At 66.6% G+C, this 20,155-nt stretch carries 21 protein-coding genes; 10 read left to right on the top strand and 11 right to left on the bottom strand.

Features of this window, described 5'->3' with window-relative positions; genetic code table 11:
* Positions 1 to 20: 20 nt before the first annotated feature.
* The gene (locus tag ACQR10_RS27725; protein WP_315801958.1) at positions 21 to 725 is read right to left on the bottom strand and encodes a ribonuclease T2; all 705 of its coding nucleotides are present in this window, start codon (positions 723 to 725) and stop codon (positions 21 to 23) included.
* Between the two features lie 132 nt (positions 726 to 857).
* Entirely contained in the window at positions 858 to 1,316 is a 459-nt protein-coding gene (locus ACQR10_RS27720) for a hypothetical protein (RefSeq protein WP_316217108.1), read from the bottom strand.
* 168 nt (positions 1,317 to 1,484) lie between these two features.
* Between ACQR10_RS27720 and ACQR10_RS27715 the strand changes: the two genes are divergently transcribed.
* Together ACQR10_RS27715 and ACQR10_RS27710 are read left to right on the top strand one after the other, a co-directional pair.
* Entirely contained in the window at positions 1,485 to 1,790 is a 306-nt protein-coding gene (locus ACQR10_RS27715) for a hypothetical protein (protein ID WP_315802169.1), read from the top strand.
* Positions 1,791 to 1,873: 83 nt separating this feature from the next.
* Positions 1,874 to 2,422, top strand: a complete 549-nt coding sequence (locus tag ACQR10_RS27710; RefSeq protein ID WP_315801960.1) for a DUF3617 domain-containing protein — start codon at positions 1,874 to 1,876, stop codon at positions 2,420 to 2,422.
* Positions 2,423 to 2,468: 46 nt separating this feature from the next.
* Here ACQR10_RS27710 and ACQR10_RS27705 read toward each other — a convergent pair whose 3' ends face one another.
* From ACQR10_RS27705 to ACQR10_RS27685, 5 genes are all read right to left on the bottom strand, one after another.
* On the bottom strand, positions 2,469 to 3,461 hold the full coding sequence (locus tag ACQR10_RS27705) for an NAD(P)H-quinone oxidoreductase (protein WP_316217107.1): 993 nt from the start codon (positions 3,459 to 3,461) through the stop codon (positions 2,469 to 2,471).
* 18 nt (positions 3,462 to 3,479) lie between these two features.
* Positions 3,480 to 4,685 carry an ABC transporter substrate-binding protein gene (locus ACQR10_RS27700; RefSeq protein ID WP_316217106.1) on the bottom strand — a complete coding sequence of 402 codons (1,206 nt, stop codon included), beginning with the start codon at positions 4,683 to 4,685 and terminating at the stop codon, positions 3,480 to 3,482.
* Positions 4,686 to 4,767: 82 nt separating this feature from the next.
* The gene (locus ACQR10_RS27695; protein ID WP_316217105.1) at positions 4,768 to 5,619 is read right to left on the bottom strand and encodes a fumarylacetoacetate hydrolase family protein; all 852 of its coding nucleotides are present in this window, start codon (positions 5,617 to 5,619) and stop codon (positions 4,768 to 4,770) included.
* 31 nt (positions 5,620 to 5,650) lie between these two features.
* On the bottom strand, positions 5,651 to 7,174 hold the full coding sequence (locus ACQR10_RS27690; RefSeq protein ID WP_316217104.1) for a bifunctional 3-(3-hydroxy-phenyl)propionate/3-hydroxycinnamic acid hydroxylase: 1,524 nt from the start codon (positions 7,172 to 7,174) through the stop codon (positions 5,651 to 5,653).
* Positions 7,175 to 7,243: 69 nt separating this feature from the next.
* A complete protein-coding gene (locus ACQR10_RS27685) occupies positions 7,244 to 8,035 on the bottom strand; it encodes a DNA-binding transcriptional regulator (RefSeq protein WP_316183197.1) in 792 nt (263 codons plus the stop codon).
* A gap of 140 nt (positions 8,036 to 8,175) precedes the next feature.
* Here ACQR10_RS27685 and ACQR10_RS27680 point away from each other — a divergent pair, with 140 nt between their 5' ends.
* Complete coding sequence (locus tag ACQR10_RS27680) at positions 8,176 to 9,159, top strand: VOC family protein (protein ID WP_316217103.1); 984 nt, start codon at positions 8,176 to 8,178, stop codon at positions 9,157 to 9,159.
* A 14-nt stretch (positions 9,160 to 9,173) separates the two neighbouring features.
* On the opposite strand, the gene ACQR10_RS27675 is transcribed toward ACQR10_RS27680, so the two are convergent.
* The 3 genes from ACQR10_RS27675 to ACQR10_RS27665 form a co-directional block, all read right to left on the bottom strand.
* Entirely contained in the window at positions 9,174 to 10,562 is a 1,389-nt protein-coding gene (locus ACQR10_RS27675; RefSeq protein WP_316183195.1) for an ATP-binding protein, read from the bottom strand.
* Positions 10,563 to 11,018: 456 nt separating this feature from the next.
* Complete coding sequence (locus ACQR10_RS27670) at positions 11,019 to 11,750, bottom strand: response regulator transcription factor (protein WP_315801968.1); 732 nt, start codon at positions 11,748 to 11,750, stop codon at positions 11,019 to 11,021.
* Entirely contained in the window at positions 11,747 to 12,295 is a 549-nt protein-coding gene (locus tag ACQR10_RS27665; RefSeq protein WP_315801969.1) for a MarR family winged helix-turn-helix transcriptional regulator, read from the bottom strand. The genes ACQR10_RS27670 and ACQR10_RS27665 overlap by 4 nt, the downstream gene beginning before the upstream one ends.
* 346 nt (positions 12,296 to 12,641) lie before the next feature.
* Here ACQR10_RS27665 and ACQR10_RS27660 point away from each other — a divergent pair, with 346 nt between their 5' ends.
* The 4 genes from ACQR10_RS27660 to ACQR10_RS27645 all read left to right on the top strand — a co-directional run bounded on the left by ACQR10_RS27660 (position 12,642) and on the right by ACQR10_RS27645 (position 16,489).
* Positions 12,642 to 13,721: a branched-chain amino acid aminotransferase gene (locus ACQR10_RS27660; RefSeq protein ID WP_316217102.1), complete on the top strand. Its 1,080-nt coding sequence runs from the start codon at positions 12,642 to 12,644 to the stop codon at positions 13,719 to 13,721.
* 59 nt (positions 13,722 to 13,780) lie between these two features.
* Positions 13,781 to 15,559, top strand: a complete 1,779-nt coding sequence (hisS, locus tag ACQR10_RS27655; RefSeq protein WP_410051431.1) for a histidine--tRNA ligase — start codon at positions 13,781 to 13,783, stop codon at positions 15,557 to 15,559.
* The gene (locus tag ACQR10_RS27650; RefSeq protein ID WP_316183192.1) at positions 15,460 to 15,897 is read left to right on the top strand and encodes a tautomerase family protein; all 438 of its coding nucleotides are present in this window, start codon (positions 15,460 to 15,462) and stop codon (positions 15,895 to 15,897) included. Before hisS ends, ACQR10_RS27650 begins: the two co-directional genes overlap by 100 nt.
* Positions 15,898 to 16,093: 196 nt before the next feature.
* Positions 16,094 to 16,489: a thioesterase family protein gene (locus ACQR10_RS27645; protein WP_315801972.1), complete on the top strand. Its 396-nt coding sequence runs from the start codon at positions 16,094 to 16,096 to the stop codon at positions 16,487 to 16,489.
* A gap of 11 nt (positions 16,490 to 16,500) precedes the next feature.
* Here the strand turns inward: ACQR10_RS27645 and ACQR10_RS27640 are convergent, their stop codons facing one another.
* The gene (locus tag ACQR10_RS27640) at positions 16,501 to 16,905 is read right to left on the bottom strand and encodes a DUF4864 domain-containing protein (RefSeq protein ID WP_316217101.1); all 405 of its coding nucleotides are present in this window, start codon (positions 16,903 to 16,905) and stop codon (positions 16,501 to 16,503) included.
* A gap of 240 nt (positions 16,906 to 17,145) precedes the next feature.
* Between ACQR10_RS27640 and kynU the strand changes: the two genes are divergently transcribed.
* The 3 genes from kynU to ACQR10_RS27625 are packed head-to-tail and all read left to right on the top strand — an operon-like array spanning position 17,146 to position 20,034.
* Positions 17,146 to 18,339, top strand: a complete 1,194-nt coding sequence (kynU, locus tag ACQR10_RS27635; protein ID WP_316217100.1) for a kynureninase — start codon at positions 17,146 to 17,148, stop codon at positions 18,337 to 18,339.
* Complete coding sequence (gene kynA / locus ACQR10_RS27630; RefSeq protein WP_315801975.1) at positions 18,336 to 19,175, top strand: tryptophan 2,3-dioxygenase; 840 nt, start codon at positions 18,336 to 18,338, stop codon at positions 19,173 to 19,175. The genes kynU and kynA overlap by 4 nt, the downstream gene beginning before the upstream one ends.
* Positions 19,176 to 19,206: 31 nt before the next feature.
* A complete protein-coding gene (locus tag ACQR10_RS27625; RefSeq protein ID WP_316217099.1) occupies positions 19,207 to 20,034 on the top strand; it encodes an alpha/beta hydrolase in 828 nt (275 codons plus the stop codon).
* Positions 20,035 to 20,155 lie beyond the last annotated feature (121 nt).

The raw sequence follows: 20,155 nt of genomic DNA, 5'->3' as shown, positions 1-20,155 counted from the left end.
GGTCGCCCGATTCGCCGTCGCTAGCCGCCGCGGACCGGCGGCATGTTGACCTCGTCGCGCCGGCAGGCCTGCCGGTCGATCTCGTCGCAATTGCGAAACTCGAGGTCCTTCGACAGGCAGATCCGGACCTCGCTCAGCCGGGTGCGATTGCAGGTGACGGCAATGCCCGATGTCGTGAGCTTGGGGTTGGCCTTGATGAAGGCTTCCTCAACCGCCGCCGGCGCCACTGTCTTGGCTTCCGCGAGATCGAGAAATTCCGGCGGGATCTTGATGGCGGCCCGCGCCTTGCGGATGGCTTCGAAATAGGCCTTCGCCGACATGCCGGCGCAGGTGCCGTGCTTGTCCCACTCGTTGTAGATCAGGCCCGGCGCCGGCATCAGGTCGAGCATCGAGGTCATGATGTTGCGCGGCAGGCGCGGCGCCGGCTGCTCGCAATATTCAGGGTAGCCGTTCTCGTATTGCGGCCACAGCCCGTGCACGACAAACGAGTAGGGTCGGCCGCTGCACTGTTGGGACCGGCTGCCGCGGCCGCCGCGCTCCTCGGCCTCGGCACAGTACGAGGGCGACCACGACAACGAGAGAACGTAGAAGTCGAACGCGCCCGGCGCGTTCTGGCGCCGGTCCTGCGCCGCGGCTGAGCCAGCCGCGAGCACCCCGAGCAAGAGGGCAAAGCAGGCGATCGTTCTGGACAACAGGACGGCAGGTCGGCGCAGGCAATCGAACATGGCATACTCCCCGGACAATGCCAGGAGCCTACCAGTGCGCGGGAACATTTCAAGAACAAAAATGGCTGCCCCGAGGCAGCCATTGGTCAGCCGGCCGCTCGCGCGAGCGGGCGATGCGCCGGGAAAGGCGAATCAGGGCTTGGCGGCGCGGCAGGCCGGATTGAAGGCCCAGTTGCGATCGAGGCCGACGACGCAGAACTCGACGCCCTGGTCATAGCCGGCGAAGCCGCCATCCTCGATGATCGAGAAGTTGACGGTGCGCGCCTTGCCGTCGCTGATCATCACGCTGCCGGTGCAGAAGCGGCGCGGGATGTTGTCGGACTGCCAGGGCCGGAAGGCGATCTCATGGACATTGGCGACGCCGGTAATCGTCAGCGAGGAATTCCAGAAGGTGCTCTCCTTGTCCTGGAATCGCGAGACGATGGTCGGAATGGCCGCCTCGCAAGGCGCGACCCGGCCGTCATATTTCGGACCGGACAGCCAGAAGTTCATCTCGAGCGGGTTGGCCGCCTGGACCGGCGCGGTCGCGACCGCGAGCAGCGCGCCGCATGCGGCACCGAACGTCTTGAAAGCTGAGCTGAAGTCGCGCATGGGCCGTCCGCAAGGCTGATCCGGGAGCGTGGACCGTGCCGCGGTGGCCACAGGAGGTCAAGTGCAACGCGGCAACACTCCACGATTAGTCCTGTTAACCCGGGGCCGGTGTTCTTTTCTTGACCGCACGGGACCTTTAGAATGGCAGGCCAGATCGAGGAGAATGCAATGCGGACGCTGATGGCCGGATTCGTGAAGACTGCAGGCCTCGTGGCCGCTGGGATGGTTCTGGTTGCCGCGTCCGCCCAGGCCGACGTGGTGCCGCCCTTCAAGGGCAACGACACCGGCGGCATCATCGCCTATCAGCTGGCCCAGACCACCGATGCGCGCCAGCTCGCGGTCGACCATTGCGCCTCCTACGGCAAGGTCGCGAAGTTCAGCGCCGTCGATGCGCGCTACGGCGGCTACGTCTCGTTCTCCTGCCGCTGGGTACCGTACGGCTCGGCGCAGCGGCCGCTGCGGACGCTCTACTGACCTTCCATCAACACCGTTCTCCTAATTGCCATCTTTTGGCGGCATTCGCTCTGGCATCGATCAACGAGCCGGAACGGGGGCACATGACCTGCACACGCATCGCAATCGGGCTGTTGGCCTGCTGCCTTCTGGGCGTGACCGCGAGCCATGAGGCTCGGGCCGTCGACCTGCCGGTGCGCAAGGCCGGCCTGTGGGAGCTGAAGATGATCAGATCCGGTGGTCAGCTGCCGGAGGCGACGATTCAGCACTGCACCGACGCGGCCACCGACAAGGAGATGAACAACTTCGCCTCTCCGATGGCGCAGCAGGTCTGCTCCAAGCAGGACATCCAGAAGACCGCGACCGGCTACGTCTCCGATTCGGTCTGCAATTTCGGCGGCATCAATACGACGTCGCATGCCGACATCACGGGCGATTTCAACTCGGCCTATACGGTGAAGACGATGTCGCGCGTCACGGGCGGCGCCGCCGGCACCGGGGTGAAGGACACCGCGATGACGATCGAGGCCAAGTGGCTCGGCGCCTGCAAGCCCGACCAGAAGCCCGGGGACATCGTGATGCCCGGCGGCATGAAGATGAACGTCAAGGACATGGCCAAGCTGAAGGCCCTGATCCCGGGCGTGAAGCAGTAGGCGGGCGCTCGTTGCGCGTGATGGGCGCAGCGACGTGGATCGTCGCTCATTCGCGGACGCAAAGCACGATCTTCCCGATGTGCCGGCCCGTCTCCATGCGGGCATGCGCAGCGGCCGCCTCGGACAGGCGATAGGTGCTGTCGATGTGCGGCCGAATGGCCGTTCCGAGAAGAGGCCAGATCCGCTGCCGCAGCTCGGTCGCGATGCGCCGCTTGAGATCGAGCGACGTCGACCGCAGGAACGCGCCGGTGATGCTGGCCCGGCGCACCATCAGGCTGCGCAGCGGCACCGCCAGCTCCTTGCCCTGTCCAGCCGAGAGCTGGGCGATCCGTCCGCCCATCGCGAGCGCCGCAAGGTCCTGGGCGATGTGAGCGCCGGCGGAGGTGTCGAGGATGCAGTCGACCCCGCGCGTCCCCGTCGCCGCGCGGATCTGCTCGGCGAGATCGGGATCGGCATAGTCGAACACGGCGCTGCAGCCGAGCCTGAGTGCCAGGGCGCGCTTCTCCGCGGTGCCGGCGGTGGCCATGACGGGATGTCCCAGCGCGCGCAGCAGCTGGATCGCGATCGTGCCGACGCCGCTGCTGCCGCCGTGAATCAGGGCGGTCTCGCCGGGCGCCATGCGCATCAGCTCGAAGAAGTTGAACCAGGTCGTGAACAGCGCCTCGGGCAGGGCGGCGCCCTGGATCCAGTCGAGGCTGCTCGGCAGGTCCAGCGCAAGATGCTGATCGGTGGCGACGTATTGCGCGTAGGAGCCGCCGTCGGTCAGCGCCATCACCGCTTGACCCAGCCGTTCCGGGGAAACGTCGGCGCCGCAGGCCACGATGCGCCCCGAGGCTTCCAATCCCGGTATGGGATTGGGCTCCCGCGACGGCCCGGCAGCGCGCTGGTTGCAGTCGTGACGGTTGATGCCGGCGGCGGCGACCTCGATCAGGACGTCGTCGGGGCCGAGCCGCGGGACCGGCCAGTCCTGTCGTTCCGACAGGACCTCCGGGCCGCCCGCGGCGGTGATGATGACGGCGCGCTGATCGTCCGGAATCATGTGTGGTCGCTCATGTGCTCACTTGCCGACCAGGCCGCACTTGCTGCGGTCGAGCGGACGAAACGCCTGATCGGGGGCGATCTTCGTCACCAGCTTGACGAAGTCCCAGGGGCCCTTCGATTCGGCGGGAGTCTTGACCTGGACGAGGTACAGGTCGTGCACCATGCGCTGGTCGTCGCGGATCTGACCGTGGTCCGCATAGGCGTCCGAGACCGGTGTGGATTTCATCTTCGCCATCACCGTTGCGCCGTCGTCGCTGTCCGCATCCTTCACCGCCTGCAGATAGTGCCGCACGGCCGAATAAACCCCGGCCTGGATCTGTGACGGCATCGCCTTGCGGCGCGCGTAGAACGCGTCGGAGAAGCGGCGCGCGGCGGGGGAGGCGTCCTCGAAGAAGCTGGTGACGATGAGATCGCCCTGCGTCGCCCTGAGGCCGATGGCTTCGATGTCGACGTTCTGGAACGACATCGGCACGATCTTCATCCCCTGGGCCGCAAGCCCGAATTCCTCGGCCTGCTTGATGGCGGTGGCATTGTCGCCGGCGACGTTGAGCGCCAGGATCTTGGCGCTGGAGGCCTGGGCCTGCAACAGGAACGAGCCGTAATCCGGCGTGCCGAGCTGCGCCTTGACGCTGCCGGCGACCGTGCCGCCGAGCTCGGCGATGCGGGCGCGCGCGGTCGCCTCGACCGAATGGCCGAACGCATAGTCGCCGGTGATGAAGAACCACGGCTCCTTGCTGGTCTGCATGATGCCCGAGACGACGGCGGTGGCGGTCGAATAGGCGTCGTGCGTCCATTGCACCGAGGTCGGCGCGCACGCCTCGTCGGTGAGCTGGTTGGCGCCGGCCCCCGAGACGAGGAAGATCCTGCCGTTGCTGCGCACCAGCTCCTGGACGCCGAGCGCCGCGCCGGAGCTGCCGCCGTCCGCGATCGCCTGCACGCCGTCCTGTTCGAACCAGCGCCGGGCGATCGCGACCGCGATATCCGGCTTGTTCTGGTGGTCCGCCTGAAGGATCTCGATCGGCCTGCCGTTGATGTTGCCGCCGAATTCCTCTGCGGCCATCCGTGCCGCTTCCACCGAGCCGGGCCCCATCGCGGTCGCAAAGATGCCGGTCATGTCGGTGAGCACGCCAATCCGGATGGCTTTCCCTTTGATGTCCGCCTGCGCGGATGAGCCTGCAAGCAGCAACAGCGCGGCGATGCCCGCTGTGAGACGTCGCGACATGATGATCCTCCCCGGATTCAACGACTTTGTTTGTTATGTCGTGTTTGGTTGGTGCGCCGCGCGGCTCCGCGAGGCGGAGACGTCAGGCCGCCGGTTCGGCGGCCACGGGATTGCGCAGGACGCCGATGCCCGAGATCTCGACATCGACCGTATCGCCGGGCTTCATGAACAGTGGCGGAGTGCGCTTGAAGCCGACGCCTCCCGGCGTGCCGGTGACGATCACGTCGCCCGGCAGCAAGGTCATGATCTCCGAGCAATAGACGATCAGATCAGGCACGTCGGTGATGAGCAGGTCCGTGGTGGTCCGCTGCACGGTCTCGCCATTGAGGCGGGTCTGCAGCGTCAGCCTGGACGGGTCGGGAATTTCGTCGGCGGTGACGAGCCAGGGGCCGAACGCGCCGGACTGATCGAAGGTCTTGCCCGACAGGAATTGCGACGTATGGCGCTGCCAGTCGCGGATGCTGCCTTCATTGTAGCAGGAATAGCCGGCGATGTGCGTGAGCGCGTCCTCGCGCCGGACATGCCGGCCGGCTTTCCCGATCACGAGCGCGAGCTCGCCCTCGTAGTCGAAATGATCGGAGACAGCAGGGCGAACGATCGGTTGCAGATGTCCCACCTGGCTGGTCGGAAAGCGCGCGAACAGCGCCGGCTTCTCGGTGACGGTTCGCCCGGTCTCGGCGACGTGGTCGCGATAGTTCAGGCCGACGCAGATGATCTTGCCGGGATCGGGAATGACGGGCGCGAAGGCGATCGCGTCGAGCGGATAGTCGGCCGGTTCGGAGGCGAGCAGCGCGGCGGCGTCGCCGAGCGCATGGGCCTCAAGCAGCGCGCGCAGGCTCTTCGACGACAGCCGCCGGCCGAGGTCGACGACACCATCGCCTTTCACTACGCCGTAGCCCGCACGACCGTCGATGACAAAGGAAACCAGCTTCATACGTGAACCCTCTCAAAAGGAACGGAAACGCTCAGGCCGCGTTCGGCAGCGGTGCGAGGAAGGCGAGGCCTGACAACAGCACCGCGGGATCTTCGCCCGTGCGGACAGCGCCCAGGATGTAGCGGTCGGGGCGCATCAGCACGGCGTCGAAGCCGTGCTGATCGAGCCAGCCGTCGAGGCCGCCAGCTTCCTCGCCGCAGATGACGGCGACGTCAGCGGCCGTCAGGCGGGCATGATGCTGCTCGATCACTGCGGCACCGAGTCCTGACCGGCACAACAGCGCGAAGCGATAACCGATGCGGTCGTCGCTGCGGCCGAGATCGCGGCTGCGGAATTGCGGCGCCAGCTTTCCGGTCATGCTGCGATCGCCACAGGCCAGGCCCGGGCCGAGCAGCGGCTTCTGCACGTCGAGCTTGAGCTGGCCGTCGCCCTGTGCCGTGCCGGTCGCGAGCGCCGACTCGACCGCCTTGGTGTTGATGAGTCCGCCCAGCCGGATCGCGAGCTCGATGAACTCGCGTACATGCGGCGCGCGCTCGCTTTGATAGGTGTCGAGAAGATCAGGCGTTGCCTTGCCGGCGATCACATGGGCCAGCTTCCACGCGAGGTTGGCTGCATCGCGAATGCCGGCACACATGCCTTGGCCAAGGAACGGCGGGGTCTGATGCGCGGAATCACCTGCGAGCAGCAACCGTCCGCTACGCCATTGCTGCGCCACCGCTGAGTGGAAGGTGTAGACAGCGGCGCGTTCGATCTCGGCCTCTGCGGGCCGGAGCCAGGGCGAGAGCAGCTCCCACACGCGCGCCGGCCGCGTGATCTCGGCGGCGTCTTCGTCAGGCTGAACCGTAATTTCCCAGCGTCGGCGGTTGCCGGTGCCGCGAATGTAGGTCGCGGGACGCTGCTTGTTGCAGTGCTGGACGCTGAAATCGCCGAGATCGGTCCGCTCTTGCCTGAGCAGCACGTCGCAGACCAGCCAGCGCTCGTGAAAGCCGAGATCGTCCAGCGCCGAGCCGATGAAGCGCCGCACGAGCGAGCGTGCTCCGTCGCAGCCGACCACATAAGCGCAGGAGATATCGACCAGCTGGCCCGTGGCGAGATCCTCATAGCGAACGCGGGCGCCGTCCTGGTTCTGCTCCAGCGCGAACACATCGCAGCGCGTGCGCAGCTCGACATGAGGCCAGCGCTCCAGGCCATTGTTGAGCACGGCTTCGAGATCGGGCTGGTGAAAGCGGTAGCTCAGATTCCAGCCCATCGCTGTCGGCGCGCTGGGGCGCGGCCAGTCCAGCAGCAACCGTCCCTCCGCATCGACGAAGCGCATCCCGGGACTTAAAGTGATGTGGGGCAGGATGGCGTCGGCGAGACCGATGGTCTGGAACACGCGCATGCATTCGTCATCGAAATGCACTGCGCGCGGCAAGTGATAAGCCTTGGCTTCGCGCTCCAGGACCAGGGTGCGGATGCCGCACAGGCCGAGCAGGTTGGCGAGCGTCGAGCCGACGGGCCCGCGACCGACGATGACGACGTCGAAGCTTCCGGAGTGTGCGGCCATGTTGCTCATGGTCGCATCTGTTCCGCAACCGCCTCGCACCTTCAAGGCGCGGTCACGAACTGTCCGCCCAGCGGACGCTCAGGCCTGGACGGGGATCGCGGCTGCGGCGTCGCGCAATGGCGCCGCGTACTGGGCGACAGCCTCCTCCAGGGTCATGGCGGAGCGGATCCAGATGATCGACATGCAGCCGAACACGACGTCGCCCCGCACGATCGGCACCGCGATCGATGACGTCTTCGGATTGAACTCGCCCTCGTTGCGGATTGCATAGCCGCGCTGAGACGTTTCATTCATCATGCGCTGCAGCCGCTCGGGCGCGAGGAAGGAAGCGTCCTCGGCATCCTCGATGCGTCGCAGGTGGTTGATGATGATGTCCCGCTCGGCGGGTGGGCAAGCGGCGAGATAGGCCCGGCCGGCCGAGGTCTGCAGCATCGGCAGGCGCTTGCCGATCATGCTGCGATCGATCGAGAGCGGGCTGCGCGCATGCGTGGTCTCCTGGATGACCATCGCGCCGTTCTCATAAGTCGACAGATCGACCGGCCAGATCAGGCTGCGGCTGAGCTCGGCGAGATAGGGCGCGGCGACCTGGCAGATGAAGATGCCGGGATCATAGCCGTCTCCGAGGCTCAGCGCGTGGCGCGTCACCCGGAAGCGGTCGTCGCTGGCGCTGCGCGCGACATAGCCGAGTTCCTCGAGTGTTTCGAGCAACCGATAGACCGTGGGCCGCGGCAGATCGAGCTGGCGGGCCACGTCGCCGGCGCGAATGCCGCCGGACCGATTGACCGCGCGCAGCACGTCGAGGCCCCGCTTGAAGGCGCGGACACCCTCCGCAGGACGGGCTTGCGGAGATCGCGTCCGTTGCTTGGACACTTGGAAAATCCTCCCTGTTCTTCGTTTCCGTCCGCCGATACCGTCTTGAGAACGCGAGCCGGATGCAGGGGCGGCAGTCTACTGCAGGACCGCGCGGAGCTGATACGAAATTCCGCCCGCGCCTTTCGGGAGACAACAAGATGGAAATAACGGCGCTCGGTTACATCGGCATCAAGTCGTCCCAGGCGGAGCAGTGGGGACGCATGGCGACCGAACTCCTCGGGATGCAGCGCGTGGATCGCGCGGCCAGCGTGCAGGCCTATCGGATGGATGATCGCAAGCAGCGGCTGATCGTCGATGGCAGCGGCGATGGCGGGCTCGCCGTCATGGGCTGGGAGGTCGGCGACGGCGCCGCGCTCGCGCGCCTGGCGGGCCGTCTCGACGACAACGGCGTGAAGGTGGCCCGTGGTTCGCAGGCGCTGGCCGATGAGCGTCATGTCACCGAGCTGATCTGCTTTCAGGATCCGGCCGGCAACACGATCGAGGTGTTCTGGGGGGCGGCCGTCGCCTCGGATCCCTTTAGGCCGGGACGTCCGATCTCCGGTTTTCGCACCGGGCCGCTCGGCATGGGACACGTCGTGCTCAATGTCGAGGACGTCGAGCCGCTGCTGCGGTTCTATCGCGACCTGCTCGGCTTCCAAGTGTCCGACTTCGGCCTGACGCCTTACAAGCTGTATTTCTTCCACGTCAACGGCCGCCACCATAGTTTTGCGATGGTCGGCTCGGGCCGCCGTACGCTGCATCATTTCATGGTGGAGCTCGGCAGCCTCGACGACGTCGGCCAGGGCTACGACCTGGCGCAGCTCGACGACGGGCGCGTGGCCTACACGCTGGGCCGTCATACCAACGACCACATGACCTCTTTCTACGTCAACACGCCCTCCGGCTTCTTCATCGAATATGGCTGGGGTGGCCGGCTGATCGATCCCGCGACCTGGCAGCCGCATGAGACCTTCGACGGTCCGTCATTGTGGGGACACGAGCGCTTGTATTTGCCGGATGAGCAGCGCAAGCGCCTGCGCGACATGCGGCTGTCCGCGGCTGCACGCGGCGTTCGCGTGCCGGATCCGCGCGTTCCGCCGCTGAACTGCGCGTGGCTCGACGCCGTGATCGCGCAGGAATGAGCTAAACCGGCGCGCTACACCGGGATCCGCACGCTCGCGCGCAGGCCGCCCATCGGGCTGTCACCCAGCGTGATATCGCCGCCGTGCGAGCGCGCGATGTCGCGGGCGATGGCGAGGCCGAGGCCGGTGCCGCCCTCGTCCTGGTTGCGCGCGTCGTCGAGGCGCAGGAACGGCTTGAACACCTCCTCGCGCATGTCGGCCGGGATGCCCGGGCCGTCATCGTCGACGGTGATGGTGAGGTAGCGGTGGTCGCGATGGCCGGTGATGGCGATCGCGTCGGCATGGCGGGCGGCGTTGGAGACGAGATTGCCGAGGCAGCGCTTCAGCGCCTGCGGTTTCACGGTCACCACCGGCAGCCCGTGGAACGATACCGTGGCGGAATGGCCGTTGCGCTCGGCGTCGCTGCGCAGCTCCTCGAGCGCGTTGGAGATGTCGGTCGGCTGCGCGATCTCGCCATTGTCGCCGCGCGCGAAGGCGAGATAGTCCTCCAGCATGTGCGACATCTCGTCGACGTCCTTGCGCATGGCGTCGATCTCCGGGCTGTCGCCGAGCAGCGCCAGCTCAAGCTTGAAGCGCGTCAGGATGGTGCGCAGATCGTGGCTGACGCCTGCCAACATCGCCGTGCGCTGCTCGAGGGTGCGCTCGATGCGCGCCTTCATCTCCAGGAAGGCGTGCGCCGCGCGCCGCACCTCGCGCGCGCCGCGCGGGCGGAAGTTCGGCACCTCGCGGCCCTTGCCGAAACTCTCGGCGGCATCCGCGAGCCGCAGGATCGGCTTGATCTGGTTGCGCAGGAACAGCACCGAGACGATCAGCAGGATCGACGACGTGCCGACCATCCAGAACAGGAAGATGTCGGTGTTCGACGCATAGGCCGCGCCACGCTGCGCGAACACGCGCATCACGGCGTCATCGAGCGCGATGCGGATCTCGACCAGGTTTGAGCGGCCGACGGTGTCGATCCAGAACGGGCGGCTGATCTGGCGGCCGATCTGGCTCGACAGCGACTGGTCGAGCAGGTTGAAGAACGGTTTTGGCCCCGGCGGCGGCATGTCGCCGGCCGGCAGGAAGTCGACCACGAGATTGAGCCGCTGCTGTGCGATCCGGCGCAGCATGGTGCGGTCCTTGTCCTGCGGATAGCCCTTGTAGATGTCGATCAGCGCGGCGACGTCCTGCACCACGGCGGCGGACAGGCGTCGCGTCACCGTGTTCCAGTGCCGCTCCATGAACACGCCCGCGACCACCGTCTGCAGGATCACCATCGGCACGATCATGATCAGCAGCGCCCGCGCATACAGGCCGGTCGGCATCCAGCCCTTGAAGGCGTTGCCGACGATGCTGTTGGCGCGCGACACGCGGCGGGAGGCGGTGCGGATCAGGGTGAGGCCGGTGTCGAGCGTGGTCATGCGGATCTGCTCTCACGGGTGACGCTGCCGTCATTGCGAGGAGCGAAGCGACGAAGCAATCCAGGGTCATCGCGGGACTCTGGATTGCTTCGCTTCGCTCGCAATGACGGGGAGAGATTGGGGCGCCTCAACTCTTGCGGCGAGGAAGTGAGAGCCGCAGCCCTGGCGGATGGGATCGAAGTTCTTGCACCGGCGATGGTCTGCTCCCTCTCCCCGTTCTTACGGGGAGAGGGCTGGGGTGAGGGGCAGCCGCACGGGGAGTGTTTGTGGTGAGACCTGTACCCCCTCACCCGGATTGCATCTGACGATGCAATCCGACCTCTCCCCGCAGGCGGGGAGAGGCTGAGACCGCGCTCGTGGCGAGAGCTCGAATCCAACCGGAGAGAATAAGCGTGCTCACTGGCGCAACGCGCAAGAAGAGCAACGTGGTCGGAGCCGCCGGTCATCAACCCGCTCTCAACCCGTCACCATCAGCCGGTAGCCGATGCCGCGCACGGCCTGCAGGAACAGCGGGTTGGCCGGATCGCTCTCCAGCTTGCGGCGCAGGCGGTTGATCTGGACGTCGACGGCGCGCTCGTTGACGGTGCCGTTGCCGGTCAGCGCGCCGCGCGGCACGGTCTCGCCGCGGGCATTGGCAAGGATGCGCAGCATCTCGCGCTCGCGGTCGGTGAGGTGGACGATCTCCTCGCCCTGCTTCAGCTCGCCGCGCGCCAGATGGTAGACGAACGGGCCGAAGCCGATCTGCTCGACGACCTCTTCCGCCGGAGGCGGCGCGGCCCGCTTGAGGATGTTGCCGATGCGCAGCGCGAGCTCTCTCGGCTCGAACGGTTTTGCGACGTAGTCGTCGGCGCCGAGCTGCAGGCCCTCGATGCGGCTCTCCGGCTCGGCCCGCGCGGTCAGCATCACGATCGGCACCGAGGATTGCGTGCGGATGAAGCGGGCGAGGTCGAAGCCGCTTTCGCCGGGCATCATCACGTCGAGGATCAGCAGATCGAAATGCAGCCCCGTCAGCTTGGCGCGGGCGTCGCTCGCGCTCGCCGCCGTGGTGACGCGATAGCCTTCGCCGCGCAGGAAGCGAGACAGCAGATCGCGGATGCGGCGGTCGTCGTCGACGAGCAGGAGATGCGGTGCGTCGTCGGCCGGCGTCTGCTGATGATGCGGTGCGATGGCGGCGATCGTCACGGTCACTCCTTGGCAGCGGCGACAGGCGTCTTGAAGATGGCTTCCAGCACCTTGTCCGGATCGTCGCGATCGATCATCGCGCGCAGGAACTGCCGGACCTTCTCGGCGCCAGCAGGCCCGATCTGCTCCAGCGCGCGGTCGATGCGCCGCGTCTGCAGCCCGGCCAGCTTGGCGACCAGCGCCTCGCCCTTCGGCGTGGCGAAAAGAAGGCGCTGCCGGCGGTCGTTGTTGCCGGTCTTCTGCACGATGTAGCCTTCGTCCAGCAGCTGCTTGAGCACGCGTCCGAGCGACTGCTTGGTGATGCGGAGAACGTCGAGCAGATCGGCGACCTTCAGGCCGGGATAGCGTGTGACGAAATGCATCACGCGGTGATGCGCGCGGCCGAAGCCGAACGCCTCCAGCTCGTGGTCGGCATCGCCGACGAAGTCGCGATAGGCGAAGAACAGGAGCTCGATGATGTCCCAGCGCAGCGGCTCGCCGGCGGCGGCGGAGGGCTCAGCCGCGCGCAGCTCGGGGCTCAACGTCGGGGACGAGAAATTTATGTCAGCCATATTGACGTTTCTGCGGTTCAATGTTACAAAACAATCGTCCGCTACGAAATTTTAGATCGTTTCATCGGCGGGCGATGGTCTCCAGGCGTGTCTGAACGGGCCGTAGGCAACCCCGACGGGCATCCTTGGGCGACGTATCGAACAACCGTGTGATGTCGAGCGGCATTTCGGCAAACCATACTGGACTTCCGCCGGGCGCAAAAGCATGTCCTGTGGTGGCATGCTTGCCCGGGGACCGGCCCAAAGCCGGTCGCGGCAGGTCCGAAATTCAAGAAGCCGACTGGCCCGATCGGACGGGTCGGCCCCAGAACTCGCGAATGGCGATCAGAGCGGGGGAAGCAAGGACATGACTTTGACATTCGACATCAAGCCGACGACGAACCCGACCTCCGACCAGGAGCGCGCTGCCAAGCTCGCCAACCCGGGCTTCGGCCGGGTGTTCACCGATCACATGGCCGTGGTCCAGTACAGCCAGGACAAAGGCTGGCACAGTGCGCGGGTCGAATCCCGCGCCAACTTCCCGCTCGATCCGGCCGCCGCCGTCCTGCACTACGCGCAGGAGATCTTCGAGGGGCTGAAGGCCTACAAGCGCGACGACGGCGGCGTGAACCTGTTCCGCCCCGACGCCAATGCCAAGCGGTTCTGGAATTCGGCCGAGCGCATGGCGATGGCGCAGTTGCCGCCGGAGGTCTTCATCGAGGCGGTCGAGCGGCTGGTTCAAATCGACCGCGCCTGGATCCCGGGCGGCGAGGGCAGCCTCTATCTGCGCCCGTTCATGATCGCCAGCGAGGTGTTCCTCGGCGTGAAGCCGTCGGCGGAGTACATCTTCGCGGTGATCGCCTCGCCGGTCGGCTCCTATTTCAAGGGCGGCCCGGCGCCGGTCTCGATCTGGGTCTCGGAGAACTACACCCGCGCCGCCGTCGGCGGCACCGGCGGCGTGAAGTGCGGCGGCAATTATGCCGCGAGCCTCAAGGCGCAGGCCGAGGCGATCACCCATGGCTGCGACCAGGTCGTGTTCCTGGATGCGATCGAGCGCCGCTATGTCGAGGAGCTCGGCGGCATGAACGTGTTCTTCGTGTTCGACGATGGCTCGCTGTCGACGCCGCCGCTCGGCACCATCCTGCCGGGTATCACCCGCGACTCCCTGATCGCGCTGGCGCGCGATGCCGGCCGCGAGGTGCGCGAGGAGGCATATTCGATCGACCAGTGGCGGGCGGATGCCAAGAGCGGCAAGCTGAAGGAGGCGTTCGCCTGCGGCACCGCCGCGGTGATCTCCCCGATCGGCAAGGTGTGCTCGGCGAGCGGCGATGTCCTGATCAACGGCGGCGAGGCCGGCCCGGTCGCCATGGGCCTGCGCAAGCAGCTGGTCGACATCCAGTACGGCCGCAGCGCGGATCCGCATCAGTGGATCAGGGATGTGAAGTAGGGCGGGGCTCCGCTGACGGTGCGCTCCCTCCCCCGCAAGCGGGAGAGGGGGCGCACCGCATGGATGGCGATAGCTTCGCTCTCACTGACATGGATGCGCGGGTGACCGACGCCTCCCGCGGGTTGCCGCACCCTGTCGCGGCTGCTACCACCTCAGGCAACGCATTCCATCCCGCAGGGTGGGCCAAGGACCGCGCAAGCGGGCCGTGCCCACCGCTGCGACGTCATCCAGCCCATGGTGGGCACGCTGCGCTTTGCCCACCCTACGTGTCGAGTCCGATGTCCGACAAACCCAAGAAACCCCAGAAGCTGAAGGCGCGGCTGCCGCGCGGGCTCGAGGATCGCGGCCCGGCGGCGATCGCCGCGACGCGCGAGATGGTCGAGAAGATCCGCGCCGTCTACGAGCGCTACGGCTTCGAGCCGGTGGAGACGCCGGCATTCGAATACACCGACGCGCTCGGCAAGTTCCTGCCCGACCAGGATCGTCCGAACGAGGGCGTGTTCTCGTTCCAGGACGATGACGAGCAGTGGATCTCGCTGCGCTACGACCTGACTGCGCCGCTGGCGCGCTATGTCGCCGAGAATTTCGACGCGCTGCCCAAGCCCTATCGCAGCTATCGCGCCGGCTACGTCTTCCGCAACGAGAAGCCGGGCCCCGGCCGCTTCCGCCAGTTCATGCAGTTCGACGCCGACACCGTCGGCTCCGGCTCGCCGGCGGCCGACGCCGAGATGTGCATGATGGCGGCCGATACGATGGAGGCGCTGGGGATTCCGCGCGGCTCGTATGTCGTGAAGGTCAACAACCGCAAGGTGCTCGACGGCGTGATGGAGGCGATCGGCATCGGCGGTGATGAGCACGCCGGCCGTCGGCTGACGGTGCTCAGGGCAATCGACAAGGCCGACAAGTTTCCGATTTCAGAGATCAAGAAGCTGCTCGGCGAGGGCCGCTGGGACGGCGGCGAAGTCGGCAAGGGTGATTTCACCAAGGGCGCGGGCCTGACTGAAAGTCAGATCGACTCCCTGCTGGCCTTCTTCGAGATGAAGATCGCGGAGCCGCAAATTCAAGGTGAGGAGCAGGATCTGCAGTTCAACGCCCAGGTCTTGGCGAGCGTTGCTCAGCAGAAATTGTTCATGTCCTCGCCGGCCTATGTGGAAGGCGTCAACGAGCTGACCGAGATCGCCAGGCTGTGCAGCGCGGCCGGTTATGGCTATACCCGCGTCCGCGTCGAACCCTCCGTCGTCCGCGGTCTCGAATACTACACCGGCCCGGTCTACGAAGTCGAACTCCTGCTCGAGACCAAGGACGAGAAGGGCCGTCCCGTGCGCTTCGGCTCGGTCGGCGGCGGTGGTCGTTATGACGGGCTGGTCTCGCGTTTCCGCGGCGAGCCGGTGCCGGCGACCGGGTTTTCGATCGGCGTGTCGCGGCTGCAGGCGGCGCTGACCCTGCTCGGCAAGCTCGACACGCGGCCGGCTTTCGGCCCCGTCGTCGTCACGGTCTTCGACCGCGACCGCGTCGCCGACTATCAGAAGATGGTGTCGACCTTGCGCAATCACGGCATCCGCGCCGAGCTCTATCTCGGCAATCCCAAGAACATGGGCAACCAGCTCAAATATGCCGACCGCCGCAACGCACCCTGCGTGATCATCCAGGGCTCGGACGAGAAGGCGCGCGGCGAGGTGCAGATCAAGGACCTGATCGAGGGCGCCAAGGCGGCGGCCGCGATCGCCTCCAACCAGGAATGGCGCGAGAGCCGCCCGGCGCAGTTCTCAGCCAAGGAGGACGAACTCGTCGCCGGCGTCCGCGAGGTGCTCGCGCGCCACGACGTGAGCTGGGGGTAACAGGACTCGTCATGCGCGGGCTTGACCCGCGCATCCATCGCTTCACGACGGCCTTTCATTTCAGAATGATGGATTGCCGGGGCAAGCCCGGCAATGACAGGCTTGGGACAGGACTAACTAACAGGGAGCAACGAATGCCCGAGATCACAGTGAGCATGGCCGCCGGCCGCACCGACGAGCAGAAGGCCAACATGATGCGTGACATCACCAAGGCCCTGGTGACGCATCTCGGCGTCGATCCGGAAGCGGTGGTGATCCAGATCAACGAGGCGCCGCTGACGCACAAGATGAAGGGCGGCAAGACCTTCGTCGAACGTCTGGCCGAGCAGAAGAAGTAGGCGCTGCTGTCGTCCCTGCTCGGCGCGCAATTGCGCGCGGCCCAGGGACCACAGCCCCAGGAAGCGGTTTGAGGCATGCTGGTCGTTGGCCATTTGCTCATCACGACCGCCGCGGCGTATGGGTCCCGGATCGGCACTACGCCGCACTGACGCGCGTCGCAGCTTGTCCGGGACGACATCTGAACTTGGAGCCATCATGGACGCACGTGAGATCATCAAACCGGGCATGCGCGCCGAGCGCCTGCTGGTGGTGCCGCCGGAGCGCACCGTGGGGCACTTTGTTCCTCATATGCCCATGGTCTATGCGACGCCGATGATGATCCTGGAGATGGAGATGACATCGGGCGACGCCATCAACCCGGTGCTGCCGCCGGGCTGGGTGACGGTCGGCACCGAGGTCAACGTCCGCCATCTCGCGGCGTCGCCGGTCGGCGCCACCATTCGCACGGTTGCCGAGGTGATCGAGGTCGAGCGCCGCGTCATCCGCTTCTCGGTCGAGGCGTATCATGGCGAGGTGAAGATCGGCGACGGCCGCCACGGTCGCGGCCTCATCAATGTCGCGCAGTTCAAGAAGCGGTTCGGCGTGACCTGAACCGCTTCGCGCTAGACCGACTGGCCCGTCTTCAACAGCGAGCAGCCGGTGATCTTGAGGCTGCCGTCGGGCTGGGTCTGCAGCGTGTAGAGCGCCTCCCATGCCTCGCCCTCGGCATCGATGATGTGGACGCGCTGCGCGACGCTGCCGTCCTCGACCTCGGCGGCGCCGAATTCGAAGCTGCGATGGCGATAGACCGGCGGGTAGCCGCTCTTGACCATGCTCATGAAGATCTCGGCGCTCGGAAACAAGGCCTGGATTTCCGGCGCGGCCTGGGCATAGGCGGTCGCGCCGTCGTCGCGCGCCAGGGCCTGCTCCTGGGCGCGGATGACGGTCTGCGCCGCGCCGGCGTCGGCCGCCGCGGCGGGGTGGGCCAACAGTGACAGCAGCAGGACGAGCGGCATCAGAATGCGCATGTCATGTCCTCCATCGGCAGGTCGGGTCGATCCATCATGCGCCATGGACAGCGCGTGACAAGCCTGCCGTCGCGCGTCAATGTCGCGGGCCGGCGGCGATCGGCCGGCTGGATTGTGTCGCCATCGTCACGTCTTCGCGAGCCATGCGGCCCGCGCGGTGCCGGTCGCGATGGGATCGGCTTGATCTGGCCTGATCCGGCGCGAATCATGCATTCAGGCCGTGAACGAAGCAGGAGCCGCATGACCGATTTTTCCACGACTCGATCGCTCTTCACGATCCCTGACGGGGTCATCTATCTCGACGGCAATTCGCTCGGCGCGCTGCCGTCCGCCGTGCCCGCCCGCGTTGCCCGGATGATCGAGGCTGAGTGGGGACGGGAGCTGATCCGCGGCTGGAATAGCGCGGGATGGATGGTGCAGCCGCGCCGCGTCGGCGACCGTATCGCGCAGCTGATCGGGGCCGCGCCCGGCACGGTCGTGATGGGCGATACGCTCTCGATCAAGGTGTATCAGGCGCTGGCCGCGGCGCTGTCGCTCAATCCGGGGCGACGCGTGATCCTGTCCGACAGCGGCAATTTTCCGTCCGATCTCTACATGGCGCAGGGCCTGGTCCGCATGCTCGGCGACCGCGCCACCTTGAAGGTGGTCGAGCCGGAGCAGGTCGAGGCTGCGATCGACGACAGCGTCGCGGTGCTGATGCTGACAGAGGTGGACTACCGCACCGGCCGCATGCACGACATGAAGGTGCTGACGGCAAAGGCGCACGCGGCCGGCGCGCTCGCGGTATGGGACCTCGCGCATTCCGCCGGCGCGGTGCCGGTCGATCTCGCCGGCGCGGAGGCCGACTTTGCGGTCGGCTGCACCTACAAATATCTCAATGGCGGTCCCGGCGCGCCGGCCTTCATCTATGTCGCGCCGCGTCATGCCGACATCGCGCCGCCGGCGCTGTCCGGCTGGATGGGCCACGAGGCGCCTTTCGCCTTCGATCTCGATTATCGCCCCGGCGGTGGCATCGAGCGGATGCGCATCGGCACGCCGCCGATCATCGCATTGGCCGCGCTGGATGCCGCGCTCGACGCCTGGGACGGCGTGTCGATGCAGGACGTGCGCAAAGCCTCCATCGCGCTGTCGGAATTGTTCATCGCCGAGGTCGAGAGGCGCTGTCCGTCGCTGACACTGGCCTCGCCGCGCGATGCGTCGCGCCGCGGCAGCCAGGTGTCGTTCCGCCATCCGGACGGCTATGCGATCATGCGGGCGCTGATCGCGCGCGGCGTGATCGGCGATTTCCGCGCGCCCGACGCGCTGCGCTTCGGCTTCACGCCGCTCTACATCGGCGAGAGCGAGGTGCGCGGCGCCGTCGACATTCTCGAAGAGGTGCTTGCCGACAAGCTGTGGGACAAGCCCGAGTATCGCCAGAAGGAGCTCGTGACGTGAGCAGCGCGCCCTACGATCCCGCCACCGAGGGGGCGCGGATGAACTTCAAGGGACGGATGTCCTATGGCGACTATCTGATGCTGGATCGCCTGCTCGATGCGCAGGCGCCGCTGTCGTCGGCGCATGATGAGCTCCTGTTCATCATCCAGCACCAGACCTCCGAATTGTGGATGAAGCTCGCGATCCACGAGATCAAGGCCGCCATGGCGGCGATCGCCCGGGACGACGTGCAGCCGGCGTTCAAGATGCTGACAAGAGTGTCGCGCATCTTCGAGCAGCTCAACGGCGCCTGGGACGTGCTGCGCACGATGACGCCGAGCGAGTACACGCTGTTCCGCGACAAGCTCGGCGAGTCCTCCGGCTTCCAGTCGTTCCAGTATCGCTCGATCGAATTCCTGCTCGGCAACCGCAATCTGGCGATGCTGCGCCCGCATGCGCATCATCCGGAGCTGACCGCCGAGCTGGAGGCGATCCTGGCGAAGCCCAGCCTGTATGACGAAGCACTGCGGCTCTTGGCACGGCGCGGCTTCTTCATCGGCATCGACGGGCAGCGCACCGACTGGCGCGGCACCCGCGCCGAGAGCCCGGAGGTCGCGGCCGCCTGGACCAGCGTCTATCGCGATCCGCAGCGGCATTGGGAGCTGTATGAGCTCGCCGAGAAGCTGGTCGACTTCGAGGACTATTTCCGCCGGTGGCGCTTCAATCACGTCACCACGGTAGAGCGCATCATCGGCTTCAAGACCGGCACCGGCGGCACGTCAGGCGTCAACTATCTGCGCAAGATGCTGGAGATCGTGCTGTTCCCCGAACTCTGGAAGCTGCGCACCGGGCTATAGGGCCGCGCGCTCATTCGATCAGGAGATATTCATGCTGTATGCCGTCAAGGACTGGGACAACGCCTATGCCAACGGCCCGAACATCGCCGGTGGCGAGCGCTGGCCCGGCCTGTGGGTCGCGCCGGCCGAGGCGTATCGAACGGCGTTGGCCGGGCAGGGCCGCGCCAGGCTCGACATCGCCTTTGGCGCACATGAGCGCCAGCGCCTCGACCTGTTCCTGCCTGAGGGCACGCCAAAGGGGCTCGTCGTGTTCGTGCATGGCGGCTACTGGATGCGGCTCGACAAGAGCTTCTGGTCGCATCTCGCGCAAGGTCCAATCGCGCGCGGCTTTGCCGTGGCGATGCCGTCCTACCGGCTGTGTCCCGAGGTCGGCATCGCCGACATTTCGGCCGATGTCGCGCAGGCGGTCGCGAAGGCGATGGACGAGGTCGCCGGTCCCGTGGCGCTGACCGGCCATTCCGCCGGCGGCCATCTCGTCACCCGCATGATCTGCCGCGGCGCCCCGCTGTCGCCGGAGCGACAGGCGCGCATCACCAGCGTGGTCTCGCTCTCCGGCCTGCACGATCTGCGCCCGCTGCAGCGGACCGTGATGAACGACACGCTACATATCGACGACGCCACGGCGCTGCGCGAGAGCCCGGCGCTGCTCGCGCCGATCGACGGCGTCAAGGTCACCGCCTGGGTCGGCGGCGCCGAGCGCAACGAATTCCGCCGTCAGGCGCAATTGCTCGCAAACATCTGGATCGGCTTGGGTGCTACGACCGCCTATGTCGAGGCGCCGGACCGGCACCATTTCGACGTGATCGACGATCTGGCTGATGCGGAGAGCGGGCTGGTGAAGGCGCTGGTGGAGATGTAGGCAGCTCCCGCGTGGGTTCGAGGTCGCGGCCACGCTTAATCGTCAAAGCAAATTACGGCTATCGACATAACTCATTTTGGAACACCTCGGCGGCTGGCTACTCTTTCGCGTGTTGAACGTC

Source organism: Bradyrhizobium sp. HKCCYLRH2060 (genome assembly GCF_051168135.1).
GTDB lineage: Bacteria > Pseudomonadota > Alphaproteobacteria > Rhizobiales > Xanthobacteraceae > Bradyrhizobium.
Note: the sequence above shows the minus strand (reverse complement) of the source record. Positions and strands in the feature narration are given on the sequence as shown.

Coding starts and splice junctions, on each gene's coding strand:
- ACQR10_RS27725 (WP_315801958.1), bottom strand. CDS start 725: ATGTTCGATTGCCTGCGCCGACCTGCCGTCCTGTTGTCCAGAACGATC.
- ACQR10_RS27720 (WP_316217108.1), bottom strand. CDS start 1,316: ATGCGCGACTTCAGCTCAGCTTTCAAGACGTTCGGTGCCGCATGCGGC.
- ACQR10_RS27715 (WP_315802169.1), top strand. CDS start 1,485: ATGCGGACGCTGATGGCCGGATTCGTGAAGACTGCAGGCCTCGTGGCC.
- ACQR10_RS27710 (WP_315801960.1), top strand. CDS start 1,874: ATGACCTGCACACGCATCGCAATCGGGCTGTTGGCCTGCTGCCTTCTG.
- ACQR10_RS27705 (WP_316217107.1), bottom strand. CDS start 3,461: ATGATTCCGGACGATCAGCGCGCCGTCATCATCACCGCCGCGGGCGGC.
- ACQR10_RS27700 (WP_316217106.1), bottom strand. CDS start 4,685: ATGTCGCGACGTCTCACAGCGGGCATCGCCGCGCTGTTGCTGCTTGCA.
- ACQR10_RS27695 (WP_316217105.1), bottom strand. CDS start 5,619: ATGAAGCTGGTTTCCTTTGTCATCGACGGTCGTGCGGGCTACGGCGTA.
- ACQR10_RS27690 (WP_316217104.1), bottom strand. CDS start 7,174: ATGAGCAACATGGCCGCACACTCCGGAAGCTTCGACGTCGTCATCGTC.
- ACQR10_RS27680 (WP_316217103.1), top strand. CDS start 8,176: ATGGAAATAACGGCGCTCGGTTACATCGGCATCAAGTCGTCCCAGGCG.
- ACQR10_RS27675 (WP_316183195.1), bottom strand. CDS start 10,562: ATGACCACGCTCGACACCGGCCTCACCCTGATCCGCACCGCCTCCCGC.
- ACQR10_RS27665 (WP_315801969.1), bottom strand. CDS start 12,295: ATGGCTGACATAAATTTCTCGTCCCCGACGTTGAGCCCCGAGCTGCGC.
- ACQR10_RS27660 (WP_316217102.1), top strand. CDS start 12,642: ATGACTTTGACATTCGACATCAAGCCGACGACGAACCCGACCTCCGAC.
- hisS (WP_410051431.1), top strand. CDS start 13,781: ATGGATGGCGATAGCTTCGCTCTCACTGACATGGATGCGCGGGTGACC.
- ACQR10_RS27650 (WP_316183192.1), top strand. CDS start 15,460: ATGGCGCGAGAGCCGCCCGGCGCAGTTCTCAGCCAAGGAGGACGAACT.
- ACQR10_RS27645 (WP_315801972.1), top strand. CDS start 16,094: ATGGACGCACGTGAGATCATCAAACCGGGCATGCGCGCCGAGCGCCTG.
- ACQR10_RS27640 (WP_316217101.1), bottom strand. CDS start 16,905: ATGCGCATTCTGATGCCGCTCGTCCTGCTGCTGTCACTGTTGGCCCAC.
- kynU (WP_316217100.1), top strand. CDS start 17,146: ATGACCGATTTTTCCACGACTCGATCGCTCTTCACGATCCCTGACGGG.
- ACQR10_RS27625 (WP_316217099.1), top strand. CDS start 19,207: ATGCTGTATGCCGTCAAGGACTGGGACAACGCCTATGCCAACGGCCCG.